Below are 21,343 nucleotides of genomic sequence, written 5' to 3'. Positions count from 1 at the left end.
GGATATGATGAAACTTTACGATGTAACGATTATTGGCGGTGGGCCAGTCGGTTTATATACAGCCTTTTATTGCGGAATGAGAGAAATGGAAACCAAAATTATCGAATATCTTCCCTATCTTGGGGGGAAGGTTTCTTATTTTTATCCAGAAAAAGTCATTGGTGATGTGGGTGGAATTCCTGCGATTACAGGGGAGAATTTAATAAGGCAATTAGAACAACAAGCAATGACCTTTCAGCCAACGATTGTTTTAAATCAACAGGTGAAGGAATTGGAAAGACTTGGGGATGGGACTTTCCTGTTAACAAGTCATAACGGTGAGCAGCATCATACAAAAACGATTATTTTAGCGACCGGATTTGGAGCGATTAAAAATTCTGAATTGGACCTCCTAAACGCAGACAAGTACGAAGGAAAATACCTCTATCATACCTTTGAAAATTACCTAACCTTTCAGAACCAACATGTCTTAATTTATGGCGGGGGTAACTCTGCGGTAGAATGGGCAAACCGTTTATTACCGATTGCGAAACAGGTAACGGTTGTTCATCGACGAGATGAATTCTCCGGAATAGAAAGAAATATCTACAATTTGAAAAGCTCAAAGGCGGACATCTTAACACCTTACATTCTGGATGCTTTACACGGTGATGAAGCATTGCAAAGTGTAACGGTTAAACATATCAAAACCGAAGAAACAATGGAAATTCCCGTAGATGCAGTTCTTCTAAATCATGGATTTTCCATTGAGTTAGGTGAAATCAAACAATGGGGTTTAGAATTTGAAAACGGAAGTATTAAAGTGGACCACTCCATGCAAACGAATATTGAAGGAATCTTTGCGGTAGGTGATATTGCAGGATATGCCAATAAACTACATCTCATCACTGGAGGTTTCTTTGAAGGTCCTACGGCCGTGAACAGTGCCAAAGCCTACATAGAGCCGGGAAAAAAATTAAAGCCGATTTTTTCAACCACTCATACTAAGCTCCACCGCTCAAGAGCGACCGGAAATACAAATTAATTTGATGATTATTTTTTGAAAAGGTCAGCAAAATAAGAGAGGGGAATGTCAAACCAAGGAGGATTTCCAATGTCAAAAGATAAGAATACACCTTCACCAGAAGTGGATCAAAAGAAACTTTTAAATGATAAAGTAGAAAAAGCTCGTCAAAATAATTTTGAAGACGATCACGTTCGACGTGTGACACCTAATGGGGCTCAGGGCGAATAATCATTCAAAACCTATACTTAATCGAATGCAGAATGTCATTTTAATGATATTCTGCTTTTTTCTTTCCTTTTTGGGTATATATTTAAGTGGAATGGACCTATTTCAAAATCGGTAAACTAACCTTGTTGTCCATGATAATGGTTAGGAAGGGTTTAGCGAGTAAAGGGGCCAACTAGAGAAATGGGTTAATTAGGAGGATACTATGAATTCAAAATACGCACCATTATTCGAGTCGTTTACGTTTCCGAGTGGAGTGGAAGTGAAGAACCGGATTGTCATGGCTCCAATGACGAATTTTTCATCCAATCCAGATGGAACGGTGACGGATGCAGAAGTAAACTATTACGCTAGACGTTCTGAAGGTGTGGGGATGGTTGTGACCGCATGTACCTATGTAACAGCCAACGGAAAAGGGTTCCAAGGTGAATTTGGCGGAGACAGCGATGAACTAATCCCTAGTTTACAGCAGCTTGCGACAGGTATTAAGGAACAAGGAGCAAAGGCCGTTTTGCAGATTTTTCATGGCGGCAGACAATGTCCGCCTGAATTAGTGCCAAATGGAGAAATCGTTAGTGCAAGCCCTGTTCCGGTCGAAGGAAAAGGAAAACCAGTACCTAAGGAATTGACGGATCAGGAGATTGAAGCGATTATACACGATTTTGGTGAGACGACTCGCCGAGCGATTGAAGCAGGCTATGATGGTGTTGAAATACACGGGGCAAACGGCTATTTGATTCAGCAATTTTTCTCGCCTCACACCAATCGCCGTGACGACCGCTGGGGAGGAAGTATCGAAAAACGGTTAACCTTTCCATTAGCAGTAGTGGATGAAGTGAAAAAGGTGGCGGCTGAACATGCGAAGGGCTCGTTTATCATCGGTTATCGTTTTTCACCAGAGGAGCCGGAAACGCCAGGGATAACAATGGCTGAAACGTTCGTATTAATTGATGCGCTTGCCGAAAAAAATCTCGATTATCTTCATGTCTCCCTACAGGAATTTTGGTCAAAACCAAGACGCGGTGTAGAGGATACGCGTTCCAGAATTGAAATCATTCAAGAACGGGTAGGTGACAAGGTTCCCGTCTTTGGTGTGGGATCCCTTTATACAGCAGATGATGTGCTAAAGGCCTTCCAATCAGGTGTACCATTCATTGCTATGGGCCGTGAACTGATCATTGATCCGGATTGGGTTCAGAAGGTAAAAGAAGGACGCGAAGCAGAGATTGAAACAAAAATCGATAAAAGTAAACAGCAGGAATTGGTCGTTCCTGATCCTCTTTGGCAGGCGATTATTCATTCGCCAGGATGGTTCCCAGGTATTGAGTAAATCAAAGGCATCCCAATTGTTGGGATGCCTTAAAAGAGTGCGTTAAGAATAATGGTTTTCGCTTTCCGTCTCATTGCTATTAATCATTTCTTTAACATCCTGTGAAATTTTATCAAATGTTTGATTGACTCTATTCAAAATTTCCTCATTGTCTGTTGTACCCGTGTTTGGTTGATTGTTTTTTTCCATATACTTCACCTCCATTCTTATCGTTTGTAAATGATCGATAGTTTATGACAATGAAACGTTTAAAGTTATTGTTTGTACTCTGCAGTGTATGAATTTTCACCTGCATGTACCGATAATAAGGTGTCGGCATAGCCAACTAATCGATTGATAATTTCATCCGAGATTCCATAGACAAGCTGATGTTGTTTTTTAAAATGCAGGGCCGGGTCATCAAAAATAATCGTGGTATTAATAAAGATTTCTTTGGTCCCCAACAGATTGTAATGAATGATGGCTTTCCCTGCCGCGCCGTTAGTTACAGGGTCTTTAAAGTTAGGTAAAAAGATATACCATTCTTCAGCAGAGGGGGAACGGAAATTCTTTGTAAAGACCATGCCAGATATTTCATCCTCTATCTGCTTTTTGGTTTGCATGCTGAGTACCTCTACAACCTTATCTTCCAAGGGAATTCCTTCTTTCTATTCCAAAATAGCTATTTCTTACCTTTCCCCACTTTTCAACATTGGTTACATAATCATGGAAAGGAATTATTAATAAATTGTAGAATAATAAGATGAAGAGAATTCTAACAGTCGGAGGTAGTGATTTGCAGGTTTATTATTTTTTGGAGGATATGCTCTTGCTGGTGTTATTTGTTGGAGTGGGTCTTCTGTTTGGAATTGTTGGGTGGAGAAAAAAACAGTATGCTAAAATGTATGGTGGTTTTGGTCATTTTATCGGAGTGATCATTAGTGGTTTGTTAACTTATGATGTTAGTCGTGAAGATAGCAGTAAAGGAATTGCCATCATGATCCTCTATCCACTCTTTGCCGGAGGGGGCTGGTTGATTGGCTTATTTATCGGTAAAGCAAAGGATCGGCAGGGCAGCAGTAAACAGATGTAGGGAGAGATTAGCATGTATCAAGAAGGATTAATTGACGTAACTGGAGGAAAAGTTTGGTATCAACAATTTGACGAAAACGGCCAGGGAATACCATTACTTGTGTTACATGGCGGGCCGGGTTCATCCTGTTTTTCATTACAAGGATTGAAAGAACTTAGCAAGGAACGCCCCGTCATCTTATATGATCAATTAGGCTGTGGCCGCTCTGACAGGCCAAAGGATGAGAGCTTATGGCGAATTGAGAGATTTGTAGAAGAATTAGGTCAAGTGCGGGCAGCGCTTCACCTTCATGAAGTACATATTTTAGGTCATTCCTGGGGGACCACGCTTGCTAGTGCCTACGCTTTAACAAAGCCCGCCGGAGTAAAGAGCATTATTTTTTCAAGTCCATGCCTCAGTGCACCTTTATGGGAAAAAGATCAAAAGCGGAACCTTAAGCAACTTCCACCTGAAGTACAAGAGACAATCAAACGCGCAGAAGAAAATGGAACTACTGACACTAAGGAATTTGAAGCAGCGATTGATGTGTTTAATAAACATTTTGTAAATCGGTTAGAGAAAAATTCGGAGTGGCTAGAGAAGAGACCTAAGGAATATCGGAATGCAGAAATCTATAATATTATGTGGGGGCCGTCCGAATTTACCGTTCTTGGTAATTTGAAAGAGTTTGACTGCACTTCACAGTTAAAAGAGATTACCTGTCCAACCTTGTATACCTGCGGCCGGTTTGATGAAGCCACACCAGAAACTACCGAATATTATAGCCAACTGACCCCAAACTCACGGTTCCATGTGTTTGAGAAGAGTGCCCATATGGCTTATATTGAAGAATCAGACGAATATATGCGAATCATGGGGGATTTTCTAAACTCAGTCGACTGTAAATAGGAATTTCAGGTTTTCAACATGGGCAGCTTGATGGACTCAAGCTGCTTTTTAAGCATTGGACCTATTTTGAAAAAATTAGCTTATTTAAAAGGAAAATGTAACTTTTTGGCGAATATACACAAAAAGAACTATTAATTCAGAACTATAACATTCATGAGGAAATGAAATGAAAAGAATAGGGCAAGTTATACTAGTTTCGATTTCCATTCTCTTTACCATTTTTCAAAAACTTACCGATCACCACCTTTTTTTCACGCTAGACTTTTTCATTTTTACGATGATTGCTTGGATTGTCGGATGGCAATATGATAAAGCCCGCTACTATGAGAAAAAGGCAAGAGCCAGTGAGGAGAGCTATAAAACATTAATCGATTCCCTGCCGCAGCCTGTCTATATTACCCGGAATCATCACTTTCTTTATGCCAATCTAGCGGCTGTACAGATGGCAGGCTTTGAGCGAAGGGAGGATATGATTGGGAGAAATTTACTGGATTTTATTCTTCCCGATTATAATAATCGTTTTAATGAACGATTTAACCAGGTAAAGAAAGAGAAAAGTGCTGTTAACACAATGGAATACAAGGCAAAACGAATAGACGGGTCTACATTTTTTTTCGAAGTCACCTCCTTATCTATTTCCCTTGATGGTAAAGATGCCATATTATCGATTGGAAAAGATATTACCGCTCGAAAGGAACAAACGGAAAATCTATTACAGAAATCTGAGAAATTGGCCTTGTTAGGTCAGATGGCTGCTGGAATTGCCCACGAAATTCGTAACCCACTTACTTCGATAAAAGGGTTCATCCAGTTATTTAAGGCACATCAAATAAAGGACGAATACTTTGATATTGTCTTATCGGAGCTTAATCGGATTAATGCGATTGTCGGTGAGTTTCTTTTCTTAGCCAAACCAACAGCGGCGGTATATTTGGATCACGACCTGACGTTATTACTAAATGACGTTGTGACCTTAATTAGTACCCAAACGATCTTATGTAATGTGGAGATCGCCGTCACCTACGACGGTAATCTGCCAAAGGTTAGCTGTGAAGAGAATCAATTGAAGCAGGTTTTTCTTAATCTTTTTAAAAATGCCACTGAAGCCATGCCAAATGGTGGAACAATTGAGGTGAATGTGAAGAAAAAAGGAGAAGGACAAATCTCTATTGTAATAAAAGATGAGGGAGTAGGAATTCCAAAAGAAAGATTATCCACTCTTGGAGAACCGTTTTATACCACAAAGGAAAAGGGGACAGGACTAGGCCTGATGACTTGCTATAAAATCATAGAAAGTCATCATGGAATCCTTGATATTCAAAGTATAGTAAATAAAGGGACAACGATTGAAATTACTTTACCTTCAATCGCATCGATATAATCAAATTTCACCCATATAAGCATGATAAACTAGTTGAAAATACATACGTGATTGGTTAAGCAATGTGAGAGCTCCTTAGGCTGGGGCTCTTCTTATTGATTTAAGCCCCTTTTTACTAATAAACTTAATCGATATTTTGCTATAATGGTAAATGCGCCTATTTTTATTTTGACAAAAAAAGGGAGGATAACGGAGGTTTTATGAATAAAAATAAATATGTTTTCTGGGGTCTAGTCATTACGACCTTGATTTCAGCACTTGATGCGAATATTATGCAAACGGCAAGCCCAACCATTGTAAAGCAGCTTGGTGGAATGGAGTTATTTGCCTGGGTATTTTCTGTCTACATGTTAGCAAGTACCATTACCGTGCCGCTTTACGGAAAACTATCGGATATGTATGGCCGGAAGAAGCTTTTAATGATTTCGGTTGGACTATTTACGTTCGGTTCCATTCTTTGCGGTATGGCGAATTCGATGGTCATGCTGATTGTTTTTAGGGGTATCCAAGGTCTGGGGGCAGGCGGGATGGTTCCCCTTTCGATGATCATTGTCGGGGATTTATTTACGATTGAAAGGCGTGGCAAAATCCAAGCCGTTTTTAGCAGTATCTGGGCAATATCGTCAGTTATTGGTCCAATCTTAGGCTCTTTTTTTGTAGAAGCGTTAACATGGAGATGGATTTTCTTTATCAATATTCCGATTGGGATTGCTACGGTCTTATGTTTAATACCTTACAAAGAAACGACTGAATTTAGAAAGACCTTTATTGACTATAAAGGATTTTTCTTATTTGGGATTTCCATTTCACTTTTACTTTTGTCGACCAATGTCAGCCATCCGTTATGGTATCTTGTCATTGGGATCATAGGGATGCTCATTTTTGTCTTGGTCGAGAGAAAAGAAGAACAACCCTTTTTACCCGTTTCTCTTTTTAAAAACAAAGGGATATTTAGAACCAATCTGTTTATGTTATTTTACTGCCTCTCGTTTTTTGGTACATCGAACTTTATCCCGCTGTTTTTACAAGAAGGCAAGCAGATGAGTATTTATAAAAGTGGATTGATTCTGTTAAGTATTGCAGTCGGCTGGATGTTTGGCAGTACACCGGCAGGGAAATGGATTATTCGCTTTGGCTATAAATCTTTGTTTATAGTAGGCAGCTTTATCACAACGATCTCTGGTCTGATGCTTTATATATTTGTTAATGACGTTTCCTATCCTGTTTTGTTTCTTATTTTGATGGTCCAAGGGGTGGCCTTCGGCTTGTTATTCGCGGTTGGAACTATCGCCTCGCAAGAGTTTGCTGAAGCCCATATCAAAGGGATGTCGACCTCCTTGCAGATTTTCCTGCGCAACATTGGGACATCTGTTGGGGTTACGGTAATGGGGGTGATCATCAACCACGCAGCTAATATTAGTGTTGGAATGAAAAATGTGTTTCTTTATGCGCTTATTTTAAGTTTGGTCACTGTTGGGATCAGTTTTATAATCCCAGCTAAGACAGCAGCGGTAAGGGAGCAGTAGCTGGGGGACTTTTTGATCATAAGAAGATCATTTGAAAAACCGGTCACAATCCAATGTGACCGGTTTTTTCAAAGTAATTGTAAGTATATCCCATGTAAGCGCTTTAAAATAAACAAAATAGTTAAAATAGTCAAAAAACATTGACAGACTTTTTTTTCGATGGTAACCTTATCTAAAATTACATAAGAATTGATGACGAGAAGAGTAGGATAGGTTATTTGTTTCTAGAGAATCGACGGTTGGTGCGAGTCGATAACAGGACCATCTGAAGATCATCTCCGAGATGTATGGCTGAATTAGTAGTAAGCTTTACCGGAATGTCCACCGTTAACTTGGAACACGTACAGCTGATTGTACGTTGATCGAGAGCCGCAGCCTCATTCAGGCAGCGGAAGTAGGGTGGTATCGCGAGTTCACTCGTCCCTATAACCAGGGGCGAGTTTTTTGTTGTCCATAAACGAATGTGTACTTATATAGAGGAGGAAGAAAACATGAGTCAACAAGTCGATAAAAAAGTTTTTAATGTAGAGGACATCATCATTGCAAGTCATACGATTAAGGATGTCATCTCACCCACACCATTGCAATACAACCACCTATTATCTGAACGATATGGCTGCCATGTCTACTTGAAGCGTGAAGATCTGCAAAGCGTTCGCTCCTTTAAGATTCGTGGTGCCTATAACAGGATTAGAAAGTTAAATGAAGATGAGTTAACGAACGGAATTATTTGTGCAAGTGCCGGGAATCATGCTCAAGGTGTCGCCTATTCCTGCCACCTGTTAAAAATTAACGGAAAAATCTTTATGCCAAACACCACACCAAAGCAAAAGGTAAATCAAGTAAAGTTTTGGGGTAAGGACAATGTCGAAATTGTCCTGGTTGGAGATACCTTTGATGATGCTTATGAAAAGGCGATGGAATGCAGTCTCGCGGAGAGCCGTACGTTTATCCATCCTTTTGATGATTTCGATGTTATCGCCGGTCAAGGAACGGTTGCGGTTGAAATGCTCGCTGACTGCCCAGAAAAAATTGATTACCTGTTTGCAGCCATCGGCGGCGGTGGTTTAGTTGCCGGGTGCGGAACTTATTTAAAGCATTTTTCACCACATACTAAATTAATCGGAGTCGAGCCACAAGGCGCACCTGGAATGAAGGAATCGATTCTGAAAGGTGAAGTAACTTCATTAGAAGAGATTGACCCATTTGTGGATGGGGCCGCTGTTAAAACAGTTGGTACGAAAACTTTTAATCTATGCAAAGAACTTGTTGATGACATTGTGGTGATCCCTGAAGGAAAGGTATGTACGACTCTTTTATCACTTTATAATGAAAATGCGATTGTCGTTGAACCGACCGGAGCACTTTCTGTTGCAGCTTTAGATTCTTATGCGGAACAAATTAAGGGGAAAACGGTAGTCTGCATCGTTAGCGGTGGTAATAATGATATTGGTAGAATGCAAGAAATTAAAGAAAGATCAAAACTTTATGAAGGTCTTCAGCATTACTTCATTGTTCAATTTCCGCAGCGGCCAGGAGCCTTGCGTGAATTTTTATTTGACGTATTAGGACCCAATGATGATATCAGCCATTTTGAATATACCAAAAAGAATAATCGTGAAACCGGCCCTGCTCTAGTAGGAATTGAATTGAAGGATAAAGAAGATTACTATCCATTAATTGCACGAATTAAGGCAAAAGGATTTTTACACCGAGAAGTGAATAAAGACAGCACCTTATTTCAAATGCTAGTTTAATTTTAGCTCTGTTAAAGATTATACTTGAATTTTTAGCACGTTGATTGAAGCGGAAGGCGGCGAAAGACTCCTCGAAAATGCTATCGCATTTCCTTCGTGCGTGGGCGGATTCGAGGATGTAAAATCAAAGTCCTGCGGGAGTACGGGCCAGGGGAGACCCCAAAGGCGCATGTGCGCCGAGGAGGCTCCCCGGCACGCCCGCGGAAAGCGAAGCCGCCTGGAGCGGAAATCAACATTCAAGATTAACACAGCCTAATTTTAAAAGGCCATTCTCGCGCTGAATGGTCTTTTTTAGCGTTTTAACCAACAGGATACTTAACAAATGCAACATTTAATGTATAATATTATTTGTGCATGAAAACAGTTCTTGTTTTCTAGTCAGTATAAATTGTATAATCTTCAAAATTGTTATATTGAAAAGGACATTTTTCATTTAAAGCATTTTGGAAGATTCAAATTGGAAAGAGAGTGTTCAGAATGGGACGTAAATGGAACAATATTAAAGAAAAGAAGGCTTCAAAGGATGCCAATACGAGCCGTGTATACGCAAAATTTGGTGTTGAAATCTATGTGGCTGCTCGCAGCGGCGAACCGAATCCTGAGTCCAACCAAGCATTAAAATTTGTCCTAGAACGTGCAAAAACGTATAATGTGCCAAGACATATTATTGACCGTGCGATTGAAAAAGCTAAAGGGGGTTCTGAAGAGAGCTATACAGAACTTCGTTATGAAGGCTTTGGACCAAACGGATCCATGGTTATTGTGGATGCCTTAACAAATAACGTCAATCGTACCGCGGCAGATGTACGTGCTGCTTTCGGGAAAAACGGCGGTAACATGGGTGTCAGCGGTTCCGTTTCCTATATGTTTGATGCTACAGCTGTCATTGGTATTGAGGGTAAATCGTCCGATGATGTCCTTGAACTGTTAATGGAAGCAGATGTAGATGTACGTGATATTGCGGATGAAGATGAACAAGTGATTGTTTACGCGGAGCCAGATCAATTCCATGCCGTTCAAGAAGCCTTCAAGCAAGCAGGTATTACTGAATTTACTGTAGCAGAATTAACCATGCTTCCACAAAACGAGATTACTCTTGATGGTGACGCATTAGCCAAATTTGAGAAAATGATTGATGTATTAGAAGATTTAGAGGATGTTCAGCGCGTATACCACAACGTAGATCTTGGTGAATAAACAAGCTGTGAGTAGACCTAAGATTTATGAACAGTGAAATACTAACAAAAAATCAGTATTAATTACATTAACAACGATAACCCACTTTTAGGATGAGAAATTCGAATAAAAGTGGGTTTTTTGTATGGATAAACAATAATTATAAAGAATCTCTATATTTTAAGTTTCTTGATTGTTAAACTGACTAAGACAAGCATCAACTACATCAGGATCAAATTGTGTCCCTCTATTTTGACGGATTACCTTCAGAGTATGCTCTAGATCAGATCCATTTCTATAAACACGCCTTGACATCATAGCATCAATCGTATCAGCAACAGCGACTATACGTGCGAGCAATGGAATTTCGTTCCCCTTTAATCCTGCAGGATAACCTTTCCCGTCATATCTTTCATGGTGATATAAAACAATATCCAAAGTACCATCGCTCTTAAAATGGTCAATGTGTTTTAACATTTCATATCCAATTGTTGGGTGCGTTTTTATCACGTTATATTCTTCCTCTGTTAATTTCCCAGGCTTTGTCAAAATGTTTTCAGGGATGCCAATCTTTCCAATATCATGCAATAACCCTCCAGTTCGAACAATACTACATTCATTCTTAGGAAGATTCATTCTTTCAGCTATTTGCACAGCATATTTAGATACATTTTCCGAATGATTGTAAGTATAGGGGTCTCTTGAATCCAATGCTTTGGCAAGAGTGGTTACTAAATCTAAACTTTTTTCCTTAACTTTCTGAATATGTATCATCAATCCTGTTGAAATACATGTTATTACGAAGTAGCTAACGATAAAAATAAATAGTATGCTTTCTTCTGCATGTGGAACGAAATAAAATCGACAACCACTTACTACTATTGTAAAAACAACAAGATAGACAGGTTTATTATAAAAGCCGAGACCTAAAAAAATGACAGAAACATTATATAGTATAAAAAAATTATCATTATCCGAAAAAAAACTAATCAATACACTTAATGATAAAAATATAAAAAAAACATATCGGAAATGCTTGTAATCAGAGAACCATTTTTCTAAAAAGTCTACCATTGTTACCCCCCTTTATCATACAAATTTTAGTAATATTTCCTTTATAAAGTTATCATACTTCTTTCCAAATCACCCCATTGATTGAAAAGTAAGTGTTTTGAAATAATTCAGATTGTTAATTCTTATTCACATAAAATTTGTCATTTTTTTTTCAAAAATAGACCTTAGACCAATCGTGAGCAAAGGTAAAAGGTGCTTAGTTGTCGAAGATAAGCAAATTAATTAGGAGGTCTAAACTCCGAAGAATATAAACATATGGTGGTGGTTAGAAGGGATATTAGAAGTGATGAACTGAAGAAACAGAGGGGAACGAAAGGAATGAAAACCAAATAAAAGTGTGCTATTATTCTACTATTGTAAATAAAGGAAAGGATGAGTAAATTGTCATTTGAGAGTGTTAAGAAGCATTTTGAACAGTGGAATCGGGAGCAGGATGTGATGGAATTTGAAACATCCAGTGCAACCGTGGACCAAGCTGCAGAAACAATTGGGGTGAGTCCTGCGCGAATTGCCAAAACATTATCCTTTCGAGGGTCTGAGGAACAAGCGATTTTAATTGTTGCGGCAGGAGATGCCAAAATTGATAATAAGAAATTCCGCCACCAATTCGGCTATAAAGCTCGTATGTTGTCGCCAGATGAGGTGCTTGAGCAAACAGGCCATGCGATTGGCGGGGTTTGCCCATTTGGTTTAAAAAATAATCTAGAGGTCTACCTAGATGTTTCCATGCAGCGATTTGAGACAGTCTTTCCCGCATGTGGCAGTACCAACTCTGCTATTGAATTAACAAAGGAAGAACTATTGGAATACTCGGCTGCCAAGCAGTGGGTAGATGTCTGTAAAGGCTGGGGAGAGGACGAAGTGACGGCAACGGTTAATCAACAAATACAGGCTTAGAGGATCATTCTTTTTACCTATCTAATGGGGAATTTATTAATAATTTGCCTTATTGATTAATATAATTACAGTGATTTTATTTTGAATTTAACAAGGATAATCATCATAGGAAGAAGGAATCGGGTGATGAAATTCAAAATATACCGCTGTAATTGCCGGAAAACTTGGTCAATCCAGACCAGAAAGTCGAGAGTCCATGCGGGTACGGTTCTTTTAAATGCTAGTTGGTCTGCGGAACTGAAGCCGGAACGGAAGAATGATCCAAAAGGTTTTGTTACTACAAATGGAGAAACAGGAATTATTTTTAATCCAGACCGGGAATTAGTCGAACAATTTGTTAAGGTTAAGAAATTAATTTATGATAAAAAGAATGTCAATTTCAATGTTAAACAAGGTGAATGCTTATACTTTGCTGAAGATGGAACCTGTTTTATCCTGAAAAAGATGGATGAAGCTATATCATAAGAAAAAAATAGATATTCATAGTAAAAGAGCTTGGAGATCCAAGCTCTTTTTTTTCCTTTAGCGAGGGGTAACCGGTTTAACCGCTATCGCAGGGATATAACTAGTTGCTACACAGCCATCTAAGTGACTGGGCATTAATAATCCTAAATCAAGGGCAGCCTTAATTTTCGTATCATCGGGTTTTTTGATGACCTGGATTAGATCGGTCATCTTTAATTCTTCAAGTCTTTTAACGGTTTCAACTTCATGAAATTTCTCAGTTTTGCGTATTTGTCTTTGCAGCTTGAACCCGCTTACGGTAATTTCTCCTTTTTTCTGGGTACCAACTAGGTGATTAAAATAAGTTTGAAAAGCGTCCTTTAATTGAGCCAATTCCAGTTCGATTTCTTTTTTTTGTTTATTTAACTCATAATACCTCACTAACATATCACCAGTAATCAAGGACTCATTGTTGCTAACCATGCTGTCAGCCTCCCTGTACGAACGTATATTCTATAATATGTTGGGACAGTGGTGAATATAACCCAAATAAACAATTATTAACACCTTAGGAACCTACTTAATGGTGACAGGCACCAAAATGGGACTAAAAAGTATTTGCTTTCTTGTCTTTAGTCTGGCAAGCTTAATAGTGATAAATCTTCTGAAGAAAGAGCAAATAGGTGATTAATATGATAGAGGTAAAAACTTCAAAGCTTAGTGATGGGGAATTGAACAGAGGGGTTTTTGCGACTCGTGATATCGCAAAGGGTGAGTTGATTCATGAAGCACCGGTTCTTCCTTATCCCAATGAGGAACACGTTCACATCGAAAAAACGTTATTAGCGGATTATGCATTTGAATATGGGATCAATCACACCGCCATCCTTTTAGGGTATGGGATGCTGTTTAACCATTCCTATCAGCCGAATGCAACATATGAAATTAACTTTCCAAACCATACCTTTGATTTCTTTGCGTACAAGGATATTAAAGCAGGTGAAGAGATTCTGATCAATTATAATGGTGACGTTGATGACGATGAACCGCTTTGGTTTGATAAAGACAAAGAAAAGCCAGAATCGGCTAATGAAAATTAAGTTGACCGAATCTAATTACGACTGATTTAAAAGAGCACACTTTTTGTGCTCTTTTCTTTTTAGCTTCAGACAACTTGGGGCTATAGACATAGAGAATCAATGGATGTATTCCATTAGAAACAGCTGAACTAAACCATAAACCCAAGTAGTTTCTGGAAACCTAGACATTAGCCCATGCTTTTTTATTGTTGGAACATATTCTAGACTGTAACCTATATAAAGGAGAGATGCTCGAAATGATGGGAACAGGTGGATATCCAGGTAGTTATGGAAGCATGAGTATGGGAGGATATGGTGGCATGGGAACAGGCTACCCAGGCATGGGAGGTTTTGGCGGCATGGGAACAGGCTACCCAGGCATGGGAGGCTATGGCGGCATGGGAACAGGCTACCATGGTATGGGAGGATATGGCGGTATGGGAGCAGGCTATCCAGGCTATGGTATGCATAGCGGCTGGGGTGGAGGCTACCCAGGTCATGGCTGGCACGGCGGCTGGGGCGGATACCCAGGGCATGGTGGTTATGGGGGAATGGGCGGCTACCCAGGCCATGGCGGACATGGAGGGATGGGCGGATACTCAGGCCATGATTGGCATGGAGGCATGAGTGGATACCCAGGACATGGAGGAATGGGCGGATCCTCAAGCCATGGCAGCATGGGAGGCTTCCCAGGTCAAGGTGGACATGGAGGAATGAGTGGAATGGGAGGAATGTAATTTCTCCTGCTAAACAATATCAATCAAAGACGACTTAACACAAAAAGCCTTGACTCTTTCAAGGCTTTTTTAAATTTAGTTAACAGTTAAAATAGGATGGTCGGAAGGATATCTAAAAAATTGCCTCACTGCCAGCGAAATACCCTTGGCAATATTGGTTGCCATCGTGTAAATCAAATGCAGATTCGTATATAATAAAGCGCTCCCCAAAACGGCCTCATTTGTCAGGACGACCCCCATCACACTACAGTCGCCAATTGGAGGAAGGTTTTGCCCAAGGCCAAGGCCCGGCTGCAGCGGTCCTGGTCGTAATACAATGGAGTTAACAAAGTCTACAGAGCCTAGCACACTATCAATTGAAATGACAAAGCTGTTTTTGGGAAAAATATGCCCGGAAATTTTCGGAACGATGGTGGTTGCATCCATTGGGCACTCAAGATTCCCCAGTACCGTTAAATGATTGGGAAACGTGTTACGAAGCAAAGTCCCAACAAAGGGTCCCAGACTGTCGCCACTTATTAAATTAGAACCAATCCCTACCACATAAATGTGCTGAGTACCTTCTGGAATGAGTGAATATAAACTGTTGCGAATGAATAGAGGTGCTAGACGATCATTAAAAGGGATGACCTTCTCATAAAATTTTATCTCACTGTTGTACTGTTTAATACCCACTACCCTAACACCTCACTATGATGACTTCACAAAAGAATTCTTCATTTACTATAAATAATCCTTCCTGTTAAAATAAAAATCTACCGAGTGGAAAATATTGCTATACTATGTTTATTAATGTACAAGGGGGACCATACATGTTTATCCAACGAGCAACCATAACTGAACTTGAACCGCTGACGGAGTTGTTTGATCTGTACCGGCTTTTTTACCAGCAAGAATCAGATCTGGAAGGTGCTAAACAGTTCTTAAGAGAAAGAATCAGCAACGATCAATCTGTTGCCTTTATTGCCTTAGACGGTGATCAGCCACTAGGGTTTGTGCAGCTGTATCCATCCTTTTCAAGTGTCAGCATGAAGTCTTCATGGATTTTAAATGATCTTTATGTAAAAAAAGAAGCCAGAGGGAGAGGCGTTGGCAAGAATTTACTCAAAGCAGCCATTCAATTTGCAACAGAAACAGGAGCAAAGGGGCTATTTTTAGAAACAGCAAACGATAATGATAACGCCCAAAGGCTCTATGAAAAAATAGGCTTTAAAAAAGAAACAAATTACTTTTATTATTATTCTATTGCCAAATAATAAAGGAACTTCCAAAAGAGAAGTTCCCATAGTCATTTTATAAAATACTATTTTTTACAGTCGCAGAGTCACTCACATCATTATCTAGTAAAAAGGAGATGGGAATCAGCATGGGGGCAATATCGCCATTTTGTTCACCATAGCCCTGATTCCGTTTATAGGAAATAAACACATCGGTCATTTGATTTGGTCCCATGTTGAGAATGGAGCCATGGTCAAATACATTGATTTTCAAATCGCCAAAATTGACGTTCATAGGTGCAAAAATCAACTGGATCCCCCCTATTTACACCAAACTGTTTTTCGTGGTGTTGCTGTCGGTTAAATCTGGGTCCACCACATACGAGATCGGGATGTTAACCGGGGATAAATCACCGTTTTGTTCACCGACCCCTTGGTTTCTTTTATAGGAGTTGAATTGATCAATAAATTGATTGGGTCCAAGATTAATGAAGGCGGCATTATCTAATGAATTCACTTTAAAGCCTAGAAAATTAATGGCCATTGGGGCGAGATTCAACTGTATCACTCCTAAGCATATATTTTTTATCATCCCTATTCAGGAGTTTTATCCAAGACCGTTTTGTTTACTGTTGGGTGAATCGATGAGATCATCATCTAGAACAAGATGGATGGGGATTACCGTTACTGTAGCATCGGCCATTTGCTGGCCAAATCCTTGTGATTTTTTGCCATAAACATTGATTCCTTTGAGCAAGGTCGGTCCAAAATTTATGGAACTTGAATGGTCAGGACTATTAATCTTCACATCACCAATCGTTACATTTGTTGGGATAAAAAACATCTTTTAGCCTCCTTCCTTAAAGGAAACCTATTGCTGTATCTCTTACTATATTCGCAGGCAGGGAGAATCAGAACAATGGAAAGATCACCGTCAAGGCAAAAAAAAGAAAGTGGGTCTGCCACTTTCGAAAGAAGGAAAACTTTTATGGGTTAGTACAGCATATGTTGGTGCTTGTACGTGCATGTAGTGAACATGTCCATTTTAAAAAAATTTTTTTAAAAAAGGGCTTAACATATTTTTTGGATTAGCTCAATCGTATTATTCTTAGGTGAATTCACCAAGGAGGAAACCTCGTAAGTATCCATTAAATTCTCATCAAAGGGAATAAGCAAAGGTGTTAACCTGTTCGGATCGGCAATCTCCGGGTTAAGCCAGAGGGACTCATCCTCACGTTTTAAAATGACAGGCATTCGATCATGAATGTCTTTCATTAATTCATTTGGGCCTGTAGTGATGACGGAGCAGGAATAAAGTGTTTTCCCGTCTTGGGTTTTAAAACCTTCCCAGAGACCTGCCATGGCAAATAACTCATTTGACTTTAGTTTAATCCGCATCGGGGTCTTCGTTTTATCACTATGGCGTTTCCATTCATAAAAACTGTCGGCGATCACCAAACAGCGTTTCTTCTTGAAGGCATTACGAAAACTGGGTTTTTCGGTAATTGTTTCTGCTCGGGCATTAATCATTTTATTGCCAATCGAGGGATCGCTGGCCCATGGCGGGACAAGACCCCATTTTAAAAAGCCCATCCGGTTTGATGATCCATCATTGATAACTGCCAGAACCAACTGGGAGGGAGCAATATTATAACTTGGAGCGTACAGTTCCTCGTTTAAGAAGGATTGGATATCGAAACGATCCATGATCTCATCAATGGATGCTGTTAATGTGAAACGGCCGCACATCCTATTCACCTCGACGTTTAAGTTACCTTTATTGTAACAATTGATGGTTAGGATGACAAAAGTTAGCTAGAATGTAGATATTTCATCCGTTTAAATAAAAGACCGTCCGTCTGAGCGTTTTCTCCACATACAAAGTCTGTCAGATGGCAGGAGAGGTACTGTCCATAGTGATTATTTGTTTTTACTAAAAGCTCGTCCACAGAATAAACTCCATTCGCGATTCCGTCATTTAGGATAACGGCGAGGGCTGCATATAGACCGCTGGCAGCCTGAAAATAAGCAGCGTTTGTTTTAATCCGCTCCATACTACCCTCATGGGATAAGGCATGATACATATATCGTTCTTTATCAGGATAGACGAGGAGAACCCCGACTAAATTCTCCCCGATCAGGCATTCTGTATCATCATTTCCTTTAAATAAGTATCCACCTTCCATATCAAACTGTTTGCACAAGAAATAGACCGCTTCGTTTGGCATTAAACAGCCATGAAGCTGCTTGTCCCCTAATGTTGCCATGAATTCTAGGTTATAGACCTGTTCATATAGGAAGAGCGGGGTCCTATTTCGCATGAACATCGGAAAACTTTGGATGGCCGATGTCAGGAACCAATCAGGAGGCTTAGTCGTATAAACGGCATTCTTTTTAGCACCTGACTTTAGTTTTAAGAAGGAGGAATCATGTTCGACAATCAAGCAGGCTAGAGGCTGCTCGTTAGGATAGTGATTCATCAGTTCGATGGCCATCCATTGAACCACTCCAGGGTTCATTCCGGAACAGATAATCGCTTTTAGGTTGGTATACTCCTTTTTATATTTTTCAAAAAAACGAAGTCGTTCAATCAGCGGAAAGCCTTTGTACTCATTGGCATGATCCTGGATATAGATATTTTCCAAAGCACTGTTAACATAATGGACACCCAGCTGGTTGCAGCAGTCTAGCATTTCAACAGTATCGGCTAATGATACATCTATAACAATGGACGTATGGGATTCTTTTAAATAGTTCCTGAGAATAATCGTGTCCTTCAAATCCATTTGATGAATCGTTATTTGGTGGATAAGATTGGGGCAGATGCTCTGATAATAATCAAGTGGTCTTTGGTTGTAGTCAATTAAGTGGATGGTACTGTTGTAAAGCTTTTGTTGAATGGGGTCATGTGGATCTAGGCTTGCTTTATTTAGGAGAGCGAGGAGAGATCTTGCGAGACCGCCAGCACTACCTAGGATTGTTAGGACGAGTTTCCTGTCGTTCATTTTATCACCTCGATTTTTTAGGATTCTTAATAGAATATGCCAAAATAGAGGGGATGTTTGGACAACTGTATCAAAATTGAAAAGGAGACCTTTTCTTCCAAGGTCTCCTAACAGCATTGTCATCTTCTTGCAAAATCCACAAAGCGAAATTTATCGGGGCGGTGTCTTGATTCCGTGTATTGAAACAGTGTGGCATCATCTAAGTAGACATGGTTTTTAATGACCACGACATTGTGAAAACCTTCAAGATCAAGCAGTGAGCGGTCTTCGGCGGTTGGTTCTTCCACAATGATTTCCTTTTTGGCAAAGCTGATTGTCAGCTTAAGTTCATTTTCTAGATATTCATAAATCGAGTCAGCACAAATTTCTTCCGTAAGAGAAGGAACAAGTCTGCCGCATAAGTAATCTTTATCTAAAATGATTTTTTCTCCGCCCATTTCCCTTGTGCGGACTACCTTCCAAACCAAATCTTTTCCACCTAGCTGCAGCTGTTGGCGGATGTATCCGTCAGGCTTAATTAAGGCCAGCTCATTGACAAGGGTTACGGGCTTACTACCCATTTTACTTGCTAGTTCCTTAAAACTAACTAAACCGCTGACTGGAAAGTCAAATTTACTGATGTCAATGACAATGGAACCCTTTCCTCTAACCTTTTGAATATAGCCATTTTGGGAGAGCAAATTTAATGCTTTTCTGATCGTTTCCCTCGAGGTTTCATATTGATCCTTTAACTCATTTTCAGAGGGAAGAAGCGTCTGCGGAGCTAAATCTCCATTTTTTATTTGCTCAACTATTGATTCATAAATGGTTAAGTACTTGTTTGTCATAATGACATCTCCGATCAATTTTTCAGATAGTACACGATCGACTCATAAGGCCGCAGCACCATTTCTTGATTTAGGTGTGCAGGGGAGTCCTCATAGTTAGAGATTAACATTTCACTATCAGCCTCATCAAGATTTAATTGTGATGGAAGAATCAATCTCTTTTCTCGACCGTAAAAATTGTTGATAACGAGTACTTTTTCTGCACCGCTGGTTCTGATAAACGCAAAAAGGTCAGGATCTTGTCCTAAAATCAATTGGAAATCACCATCCGTAATCACATCCATCTCTTTACGTATTTGAATCAGTTTTTGATAGTGATAAAAGATAGAATCTGATTCTTGAACCGCTTTTTCAGCGTTAACTTCGGTATAATTTGCCGCTGTATCAATCCAAGGAGTTCCCGTCGTAAACCCGGCATTTTTTCGATCATTCCATTGAACAGGCGTTCTCGAATTGTCGCGGGATTTTTGCTTCAAAATTTCAAGGATTTGTTGTTCATCAAGGCCTCTATTTTTCAAAATTTGAAACATATTTAATGACTCGACATCACGATATTTGTCTATATCATTGAAGTTTGGATTGGTCATTCCGAATTCTTCGCCTTGATAAATATAAGGAGTTCCCTGCATGAGATGAAGCGTTGTTGCAAGCATTTTGGCGGATTCCTTATGATAATAGATGTCATCACCGAAGCGGGAGACTGCTCTTGGCTGGTCATGATTGCACCAGAAAAGGGCATTCCAGCCGCCGCCTTCGTTCATTTCAATCTGCCATTTAGACAAGATATCTTTCAAAGCTTGAAAATCAAAATCCGCTTTTGTCCATTTATCACCATTTGGATAATCCACTTTTAGGTGATGAAAGCTAAAGGTCATATTTAATTCAAGTTGGTCCGGGTTCGTGTAACGAATACAATTATCGATGGAAGTCGAAGACATTTCTCCAACGGTCATAATATCATATTTTGAAAATACTTGTTCATTCATTTCATGTAAGAACTCATGGATTCTAGGACCATCCGTATAAAACTTGCGGCCGTCGCTATCATCCTGAGGGAAGTGCTGGTCTTTAGAAATTAAATTGATGACATCCAAACGGAATCCGTCGACGCCTTTCTTTAACCAAAAATGCATCATTTCATAGAGAGCGGCGCGAAGCTGTTCATTTTCCCAGTTCAAATCAGCTTGTGTTACATCGAATAGATGAAGATAGTATTGTTCGGTTGTTTCATCGTATTCCCACGCAGATCCGCCAAATTTAGATTCCCAGTTGGTAGGGGGCTCGCCATTTTTTCCATCTTTCCAAATGTAGAAGTCTCTATATGGATTGTCTTTAGACGATTTAGCTTGTTTAAACCATTCATGCTCCGTCGATGTATGGTTAATAACGATGTCCATAATAATTTTGATACCGCGTTTATGCGCTTCTTCAAGAAGTAAGTCAAAATCCTCCATTGTTCCGTACTCTTCATGAATCGAGTAGTAATCACTGATATCATACCCATTATCACGCTGTGGAGATTGATAAATAGGTGTCAGCCAAAGGACATCGACACCGAGTTCTTTTAAATAATCTAATTTTTCAATAATACCTTGAATGTCTCCGGTACCATTTCCTGTTGTGTCATTAAAACTTTTTGGATAAATTTGATAGACGACTGCTTTCTTCCACCATGCTGTTGACATACTAAACACCTGCCTAA

Annotated in this window: 26 protein-coding genes and 1 other annotated feature; of the genes, 14 read left to right on the top strand and 12 right to left on the bottom strand. The window is 39.6% G+C overall.

The window, feature by feature from the left end:
- Positions 1 to 4: 4 nt before the first annotated feature.
- The 3 genes from L1999_RS15925 to L1999_RS15915 all read left to right on the top strand — a co-directional run bounded on the left by L1999_RS15925 (position 5) and on the right by L1999_RS15915 (position 2,561).
- The gene (locus L1999_RS15925; RefSeq protein ID WP_235739449.1) at positions 5 to 1,024 is read left to right on the top strand and encodes an NAD(P)/FAD-dependent oxidoreductase; all 1,020 of its coding nucleotides are present in this window, start codon (positions 5 to 7) and stop codon (positions 1,022 to 1,024) included.
- Positions 1,025 to 1,093: 69 nt separating this feature from the next.
- Positions 1,094 to 1,234 carry a hypothetical protein gene (locus L1999_RS15920; RefSeq protein WP_202171458.1) on the top strand — a complete coding sequence of 47 codons (141 nt, stop codon included), beginning with the start codon at positions 1,094 to 1,096 and terminating at the stop codon, positions 1,232 to 1,234.
- 202 nt (positions 1,235 to 1,436) lie between these two features.
- Positions 1,437 to 2,561, top strand: coding sequence for an NADH-dependent flavin oxidoreductase (locus L1999_RS15915; RefSeq protein WP_235739448.1), 1,125 nt, complete (start codon positions 1,437 to 1,439; stop codon positions 2,559 to 2,561).
- Positions 2,562 to 2,603: 42 nt separating this feature from the next.
- On the opposite strand, the gene L1999_RS15910 is transcribed toward L1999_RS15915, so the two are convergent.
- Together L1999_RS15910 and L1999_RS15905 are read right to left on the bottom strand one after the other, a co-directional pair.
- On the bottom strand, positions 2,604 to 2,750 hold the full coding sequence (locus tag L1999_RS15910) for a hypothetical protein (RefSeq protein WP_235739447.1): 147 nt from the start codon (positions 2,748 to 2,750) through the stop codon (positions 2,604 to 2,606).
- Positions 2,751 to 2,815: 65 nt separating this feature from the next.
- The gene (locus L1999_RS15905; protein WP_430540043.1) at positions 2,816 to 3,163 is read right to left on the bottom strand and encodes a hypothetical protein; all 348 of its coding nucleotides are present in this window, start codon (positions 3,161 to 3,163) and stop codon (positions 2,816 to 2,818) included.
- Positions 3,164 to 3,336: 173 nt separating this feature from the next.
- On the opposite strand from L1999_RS15905, the gene L1999_RS15900 reads away from it, so the two are divergent.
- The 6 genes from L1999_RS15900 to L1999_RS15875 all read left to right on the top strand — a co-directional run bounded on the left by L1999_RS15900 (position 3,337) and on the right by L1999_RS15875 (position 10,382).
- Positions 3,337 to 3,633, top strand: coding sequence for a hypothetical protein (locus L1999_RS15900; RefSeq protein ID WP_235739445.1), 297 nt, complete (start codon positions 3,337 to 3,339; stop codon positions 3,631 to 3,633).
- A 12-nt stretch (positions 3,634 to 3,645) separates the two neighbouring features.
- Positions 3,646 to 4,521 (top strand): proline-specific peptidase family protein, encoded by an 876-nt coding sequence (locus L1999_RS15895; protein ID WP_235739444.1) that lies wholly within the window; start codon positions 3,646 to 3,648, stop codon positions 4,519 to 4,521.
- 166 nt (positions 4,522 to 4,687) lie between these two features.
- Entirely contained in the window at positions 4,688 to 5,902 is a 1,215-nt protein-coding gene (locus L1999_RS15890) for an ATP-binding protein (RefSeq protein ID WP_235739443.1), read from the top strand.
- A gap of 200 nt (positions 5,903 to 6,102) precedes the next feature.
- Positions 6,103 to 7,428: an MDR family MFS transporter gene (locus tag L1999_RS15885; RefSeq protein WP_235739442.1), complete on the top strand. Its 1,326-nt coding sequence runs from the start codon at positions 6,103 to 6,105 to the stop codon at positions 7,426 to 7,428.
- 183 nt (positions 7,429 to 7,611) lie between these two features.
- Positions 7,612 to 7,856, top strand: a binding site (T-box leader).
- A gap of 63 nt (positions 7,857 to 7,919) precedes the next feature.
- A complete protein-coding gene (ilvA, locus tag L1999_RS15880; protein WP_235739441.1) occupies positions 7,920 to 9,185 on the top strand; it encodes a threonine ammonia-lyase IlvA in 1,266 nt (421 codons plus the stop codon).
- Positions 9,186 to 9,662: 477 nt separating this feature from the next.
- On the top strand, positions 9,663 to 10,382 hold the full coding sequence (locus L1999_RS15875; protein WP_235739440.1) for a YebC/PmpR family DNA-binding transcriptional regulator: 720 nt from the start codon (positions 9,663 to 9,665) through the stop codon (positions 10,380 to 10,382).
- A 159-nt stretch (positions 10,383 to 10,541) separates the two neighbouring features.
- Here L1999_RS15875 and L1999_RS15870 read toward each other — a convergent pair whose 3' ends face one another.
- Complete coding sequence (locus tag L1999_RS15870) at positions 10,542 to 11,435, bottom strand: HD-GYP domain-containing protein (protein ID WP_235739439.1); 894 nt, start codon at positions 11,433 to 11,435, stop codon at positions 10,542 to 10,544.
- A gap of 381 nt (positions 11,436 to 11,816) precedes the next feature.
- Here L1999_RS15870 and L1999_RS15865 point away from each other — a divergent pair, with 381 nt between their 5' ends.
- Both L1999_RS15865 and L1999_RS15860 read left to right on the top strand, forming a co-directional pair.
- Entirely contained in the window at positions 11,817 to 12,332 is a 516-nt protein-coding gene (locus L1999_RS15865; RefSeq protein ID WP_235739438.1) for a YbaK/EbsC family protein, read from the top strand.
- Between the two features lie 126 nt (positions 12,333 to 12,458).
- Positions 12,459 to 12,797: a hypothetical protein gene (locus tag L1999_RS15860; RefSeq protein WP_235739437.1), complete on the top strand. Its 339-nt coding sequence runs from the start codon at positions 12,459 to 12,461 to the stop codon at positions 12,795 to 12,797.
- A gap of 57 nt (positions 12,798 to 12,854) precedes the next feature.
- Here L1999_RS15860 and L1999_RS15855 read toward each other — a convergent pair whose 3' ends face one another.
- Positions 12,855 to 13,259: a hypothetical protein gene (locus L1999_RS15855; RefSeq protein ID WP_235739436.1), complete on the bottom strand. Its 405-nt coding sequence runs from the start codon at positions 13,257 to 13,259 to the stop codon at positions 12,855 to 12,857.
- A gap of 209 nt (positions 13,260 to 13,468) precedes the next feature.
- Between L1999_RS15855 and L1999_RS15850 the strand changes: the two genes are divergently transcribed.
- Together L1999_RS15850 and L1999_RS15845 are read left to right on the top strand one after the other, a co-directional pair.
- Positions 13,469 to 13,876: an SET domain-containing protein gene (locus L1999_RS15850; RefSeq protein WP_235739435.1), complete on the top strand. Its 408-nt coding sequence runs from the start codon at positions 13,469 to 13,471 to the stop codon at positions 13,874 to 13,876.
- Positions 13,877 to 14,112: 236 nt separating this feature from the next.
- Positions 14,113 to 14,592, top strand: a complete 480-nt coding sequence (locus tag L1999_RS15845; RefSeq protein WP_235739434.1) for a hypothetical protein — start codon at positions 14,113 to 14,115, stop codon at positions 14,590 to 14,592.
- Between the two features lie 75 nt (positions 14,593 to 14,667).
- On the opposite strand, the gene yyaC is transcribed toward L1999_RS15845, so the two are convergent.
- A complete protein-coding gene (yyaC, locus tag L1999_RS15840; protein WP_235739433.1) occupies positions 14,668 to 15,267 on the bottom strand; it encodes a spore protease YyaC in 600 nt (199 codons plus the stop codon).
- 137 nt (positions 15,268 to 15,404) lie between these two features.
- On the opposite strand from yyaC, the gene L1999_RS15835 reads away from it, so the two are divergent.
- Complete coding sequence (locus tag L1999_RS15835; protein WP_235739432.1) at positions 15,405 to 15,848, top strand: GNAT family N-acetyltransferase; 444 nt, start codon at positions 15,405 to 15,407, stop codon at positions 15,846 to 15,848.
- A gap of 37 nt (positions 15,849 to 15,885) precedes the next feature.
- Here L1999_RS15835 and L1999_RS15830 read toward each other — a convergent pair whose 3' ends face one another.
- From L1999_RS15830 to treC, 7 genes are all read right to left on the bottom strand, one after another.
- A complete protein-coding gene (locus L1999_RS15830; RefSeq protein ID WP_235739431.1) occupies positions 15,886 to 16,119 on the bottom strand; it encodes a hypothetical protein in 234 nt (77 codons plus the stop codon).
- Between the two features lie 15 nt (positions 16,120 to 16,134).
- Entirely contained in the window at positions 16,135 to 16,377 is a 243-nt protein-coding gene (locus L1999_RS15825; protein WP_420489644.1) for a hypothetical protein, read from the bottom strand.
- A 39-nt stretch (positions 16,378 to 16,416) separates the two neighbouring features.
- On the bottom strand, positions 16,417 to 16,653 hold the full coding sequence (locus L1999_RS15820; protein WP_235739430.1) for a hypothetical protein: 237 nt from the start codon (positions 16,651 to 16,653) through the stop codon (positions 16,417 to 16,419).
- A 227-nt stretch (positions 16,654 to 16,880) separates the two neighbouring features.
- Positions 16,881 to 17,558, bottom strand: a complete 678-nt coding sequence (locus tag L1999_RS15815; protein WP_235739429.1) for an SOS response-associated peptidase — start codon at positions 17,556 to 17,558, stop codon at positions 16,881 to 16,883.
- Positions 17,559 to 17,620: 62 nt separating this feature from the next.
- On the bottom strand, positions 17,621 to 18,814 hold the full coding sequence (locus L1999_RS15810; protein WP_235739428.1) for a Rossmann-fold NAD(P)-binding domain-containing protein: 1,194 nt from the start codon (positions 18,812 to 18,814) through the stop codon (positions 17,621 to 17,623).
- A gap of 119 nt (positions 18,815 to 18,933) precedes the next feature.
- A complete protein-coding gene (gene treR, locus L1999_RS15805; RefSeq protein ID WP_235739427.1) occupies positions 18,934 to 19,641 on the bottom strand; it encodes a trehalose operon repressor in 708 nt (235 codons plus the stop codon).
- Between the two features lie 14 nt (positions 19,642 to 19,655).
- On the bottom strand, positions 19,656 to 21,326 hold the full coding sequence (gene treC, locus L1999_RS15800; RefSeq protein WP_235739426.1) for an alpha,alpha-phosphotrehalase: 1,671 nt from the start codon (positions 21,324 to 21,326) through the stop codon (positions 19,656 to 19,658).
- Positions 21,327 to 21,343 lie beyond the last annotated feature (17 nt).

Source organism: Neobacillus drentensis, assembly GCF_021560175.1.
GTDB classification, from domain to species: Bacteria; Bacillota; Bacilli; order Bacillales; family Cytobacillaceae; genus Neobacillus; species Neobacillus drentensis_A.
This window is presented reverse-complemented; position numbering and strand designations above follow the sequence as displayed.

Excerpts from the sequence above, each read along its gene's own strand:
- L1999_RS15910 (WP_235739447.1), bottom strand. The coding sequence starts at position 2,750 with ATGGAAAAAAACAATCAACCAAACACGGGTACAACAGACAATGAGGAA.
- L1999_RS15815 (WP_235739429.1), bottom strand. The coding sequence starts at position 17,558 with ATGTGCGGCCGTTTCACATTAACAGCATCCATTGATGAGATCATGGAT.
- L1999_RS15875 (WP_235739440.1), top strand. The coding sequence starts at position 9,663 with ATGGGACGTAAATGGAACAATATTAAAGAAAAGAAGGCTTCAAAGGAT.
- L1999_RS15925 (WP_235739449.1), top strand. The coding sequence starts at position 5 with ATGATGAAACTTTACGATGTAACGATTATTGGCGGTGGGCCAGTCGGT.
- L1999_RS15820 (WP_235739430.1), bottom strand. The coding sequence starts at position 16,653 with ATGTTTTTTATCCCAACAAATGTAACGATTGGTGATGTGAAGATTAAT.
- treC (WP_235739426.1), bottom strand. The coding sequence starts at position 21,326 with ATGTCAACAGCATGGTGGAAGAAAGCAGTCGTCTATCAAATTTATCCA.
- L1999_RS15915 (WP_235739448.1), top strand. The coding sequence starts at position 1,437 with ATGAATTCAAAATACGCACCATTATTCGAGTCGTTTACGTTTCCGAGT.
- treR (WP_235739427.1), bottom strand. The coding sequence starts at position 19,641 with ATGACAAACAAGTACTTAACCATTTATGAATCAATAGTTGAGCAAATA.
- L1999_RS15835 (WP_235739432.1), top strand. The coding sequence starts at position 15,405 with ATGTTTATCCAACGAGCAACCATAACTGAACTTGAACCGCTGACGGAG.
- L1999_RS15885 (WP_235739442.1), top strand. The coding sequence starts at position 6,103 with ATGAATAAAAATAAATATGTTTTCTGGGGTCTAGTCATTACGACCTTG.
- L1999_RS15850 (WP_235739435.1), top strand. The coding sequence starts at position 13,469 with ATGATAGAGGTAAAAACTTCAAAGCTTAGTGATGGGGAATTGAACAGA.
- L1999_RS15870 (WP_235739439.1), bottom strand. The coding sequence starts at position 11,435 with ATGGTAGACTTTTTAGAAAAATGGTTCTCTGATTACAAGCATTTCCGA.
- L1999_RS15860 (WP_235739437.1), top strand. The coding sequence starts at position 12,459 with ATGAAATTCAAAATATACCGCTGTAATTGCCGGAAAACTTGGTCAATC.
- L1999_RS15895 (WP_235739444.1), top strand. The coding sequence starts at position 3,646 with ATGTATCAAGAAGGATTAATTGACGTAACTGGAGGAAAAGTTTGGTAT.
- L1999_RS15810 (WP_235739428.1), bottom strand. The coding sequence starts at position 18,814 with ATGAACGACAGGAAACTCGTCCTAACAATCCTAGGTAGTGCTGGCGGT.
- L1999_RS15855 (WP_235739436.1), bottom strand. The coding sequence starts at position 13,259 with ATGGTTAGCAACAATGAGTCCTTGATTACTGGTGATATGTTAGTGAGG.
- L1999_RS15920 (WP_202171458.1), top strand. The coding sequence starts at position 1,094 with ATGTCAAAAGATAAGAATACACCTTCACCAGAAGTGGATCAAAAGAAA.
- ilvA (WP_235739441.1), top strand. The coding sequence starts at position 7,920 with ATGAGTCAACAAGTCGATAAAAAAGTTTTTAATGTAGAGGACATCATC.
- L1999_RS15905 (WP_430540043.1), bottom strand. The coding sequence starts at position 3,163 with ATGCAAACCAAAAAGCAGATAGAGGATGAAATATCTGGCATGGTCTTT.
- L1999_RS15845 (WP_235739434.1), top strand. The coding sequence starts at position 14,113 with ATGATGGGAACAGGTGGATATCCAGGTAGTTATGGAAGCATGAGTATG.
- L1999_RS15890 (WP_235739443.1), top strand. The coding sequence starts at position 4,688 with ATGAAAAGAATAGGGCAAGTTATACTAGTTTCGATTTCCATTCTCTTT.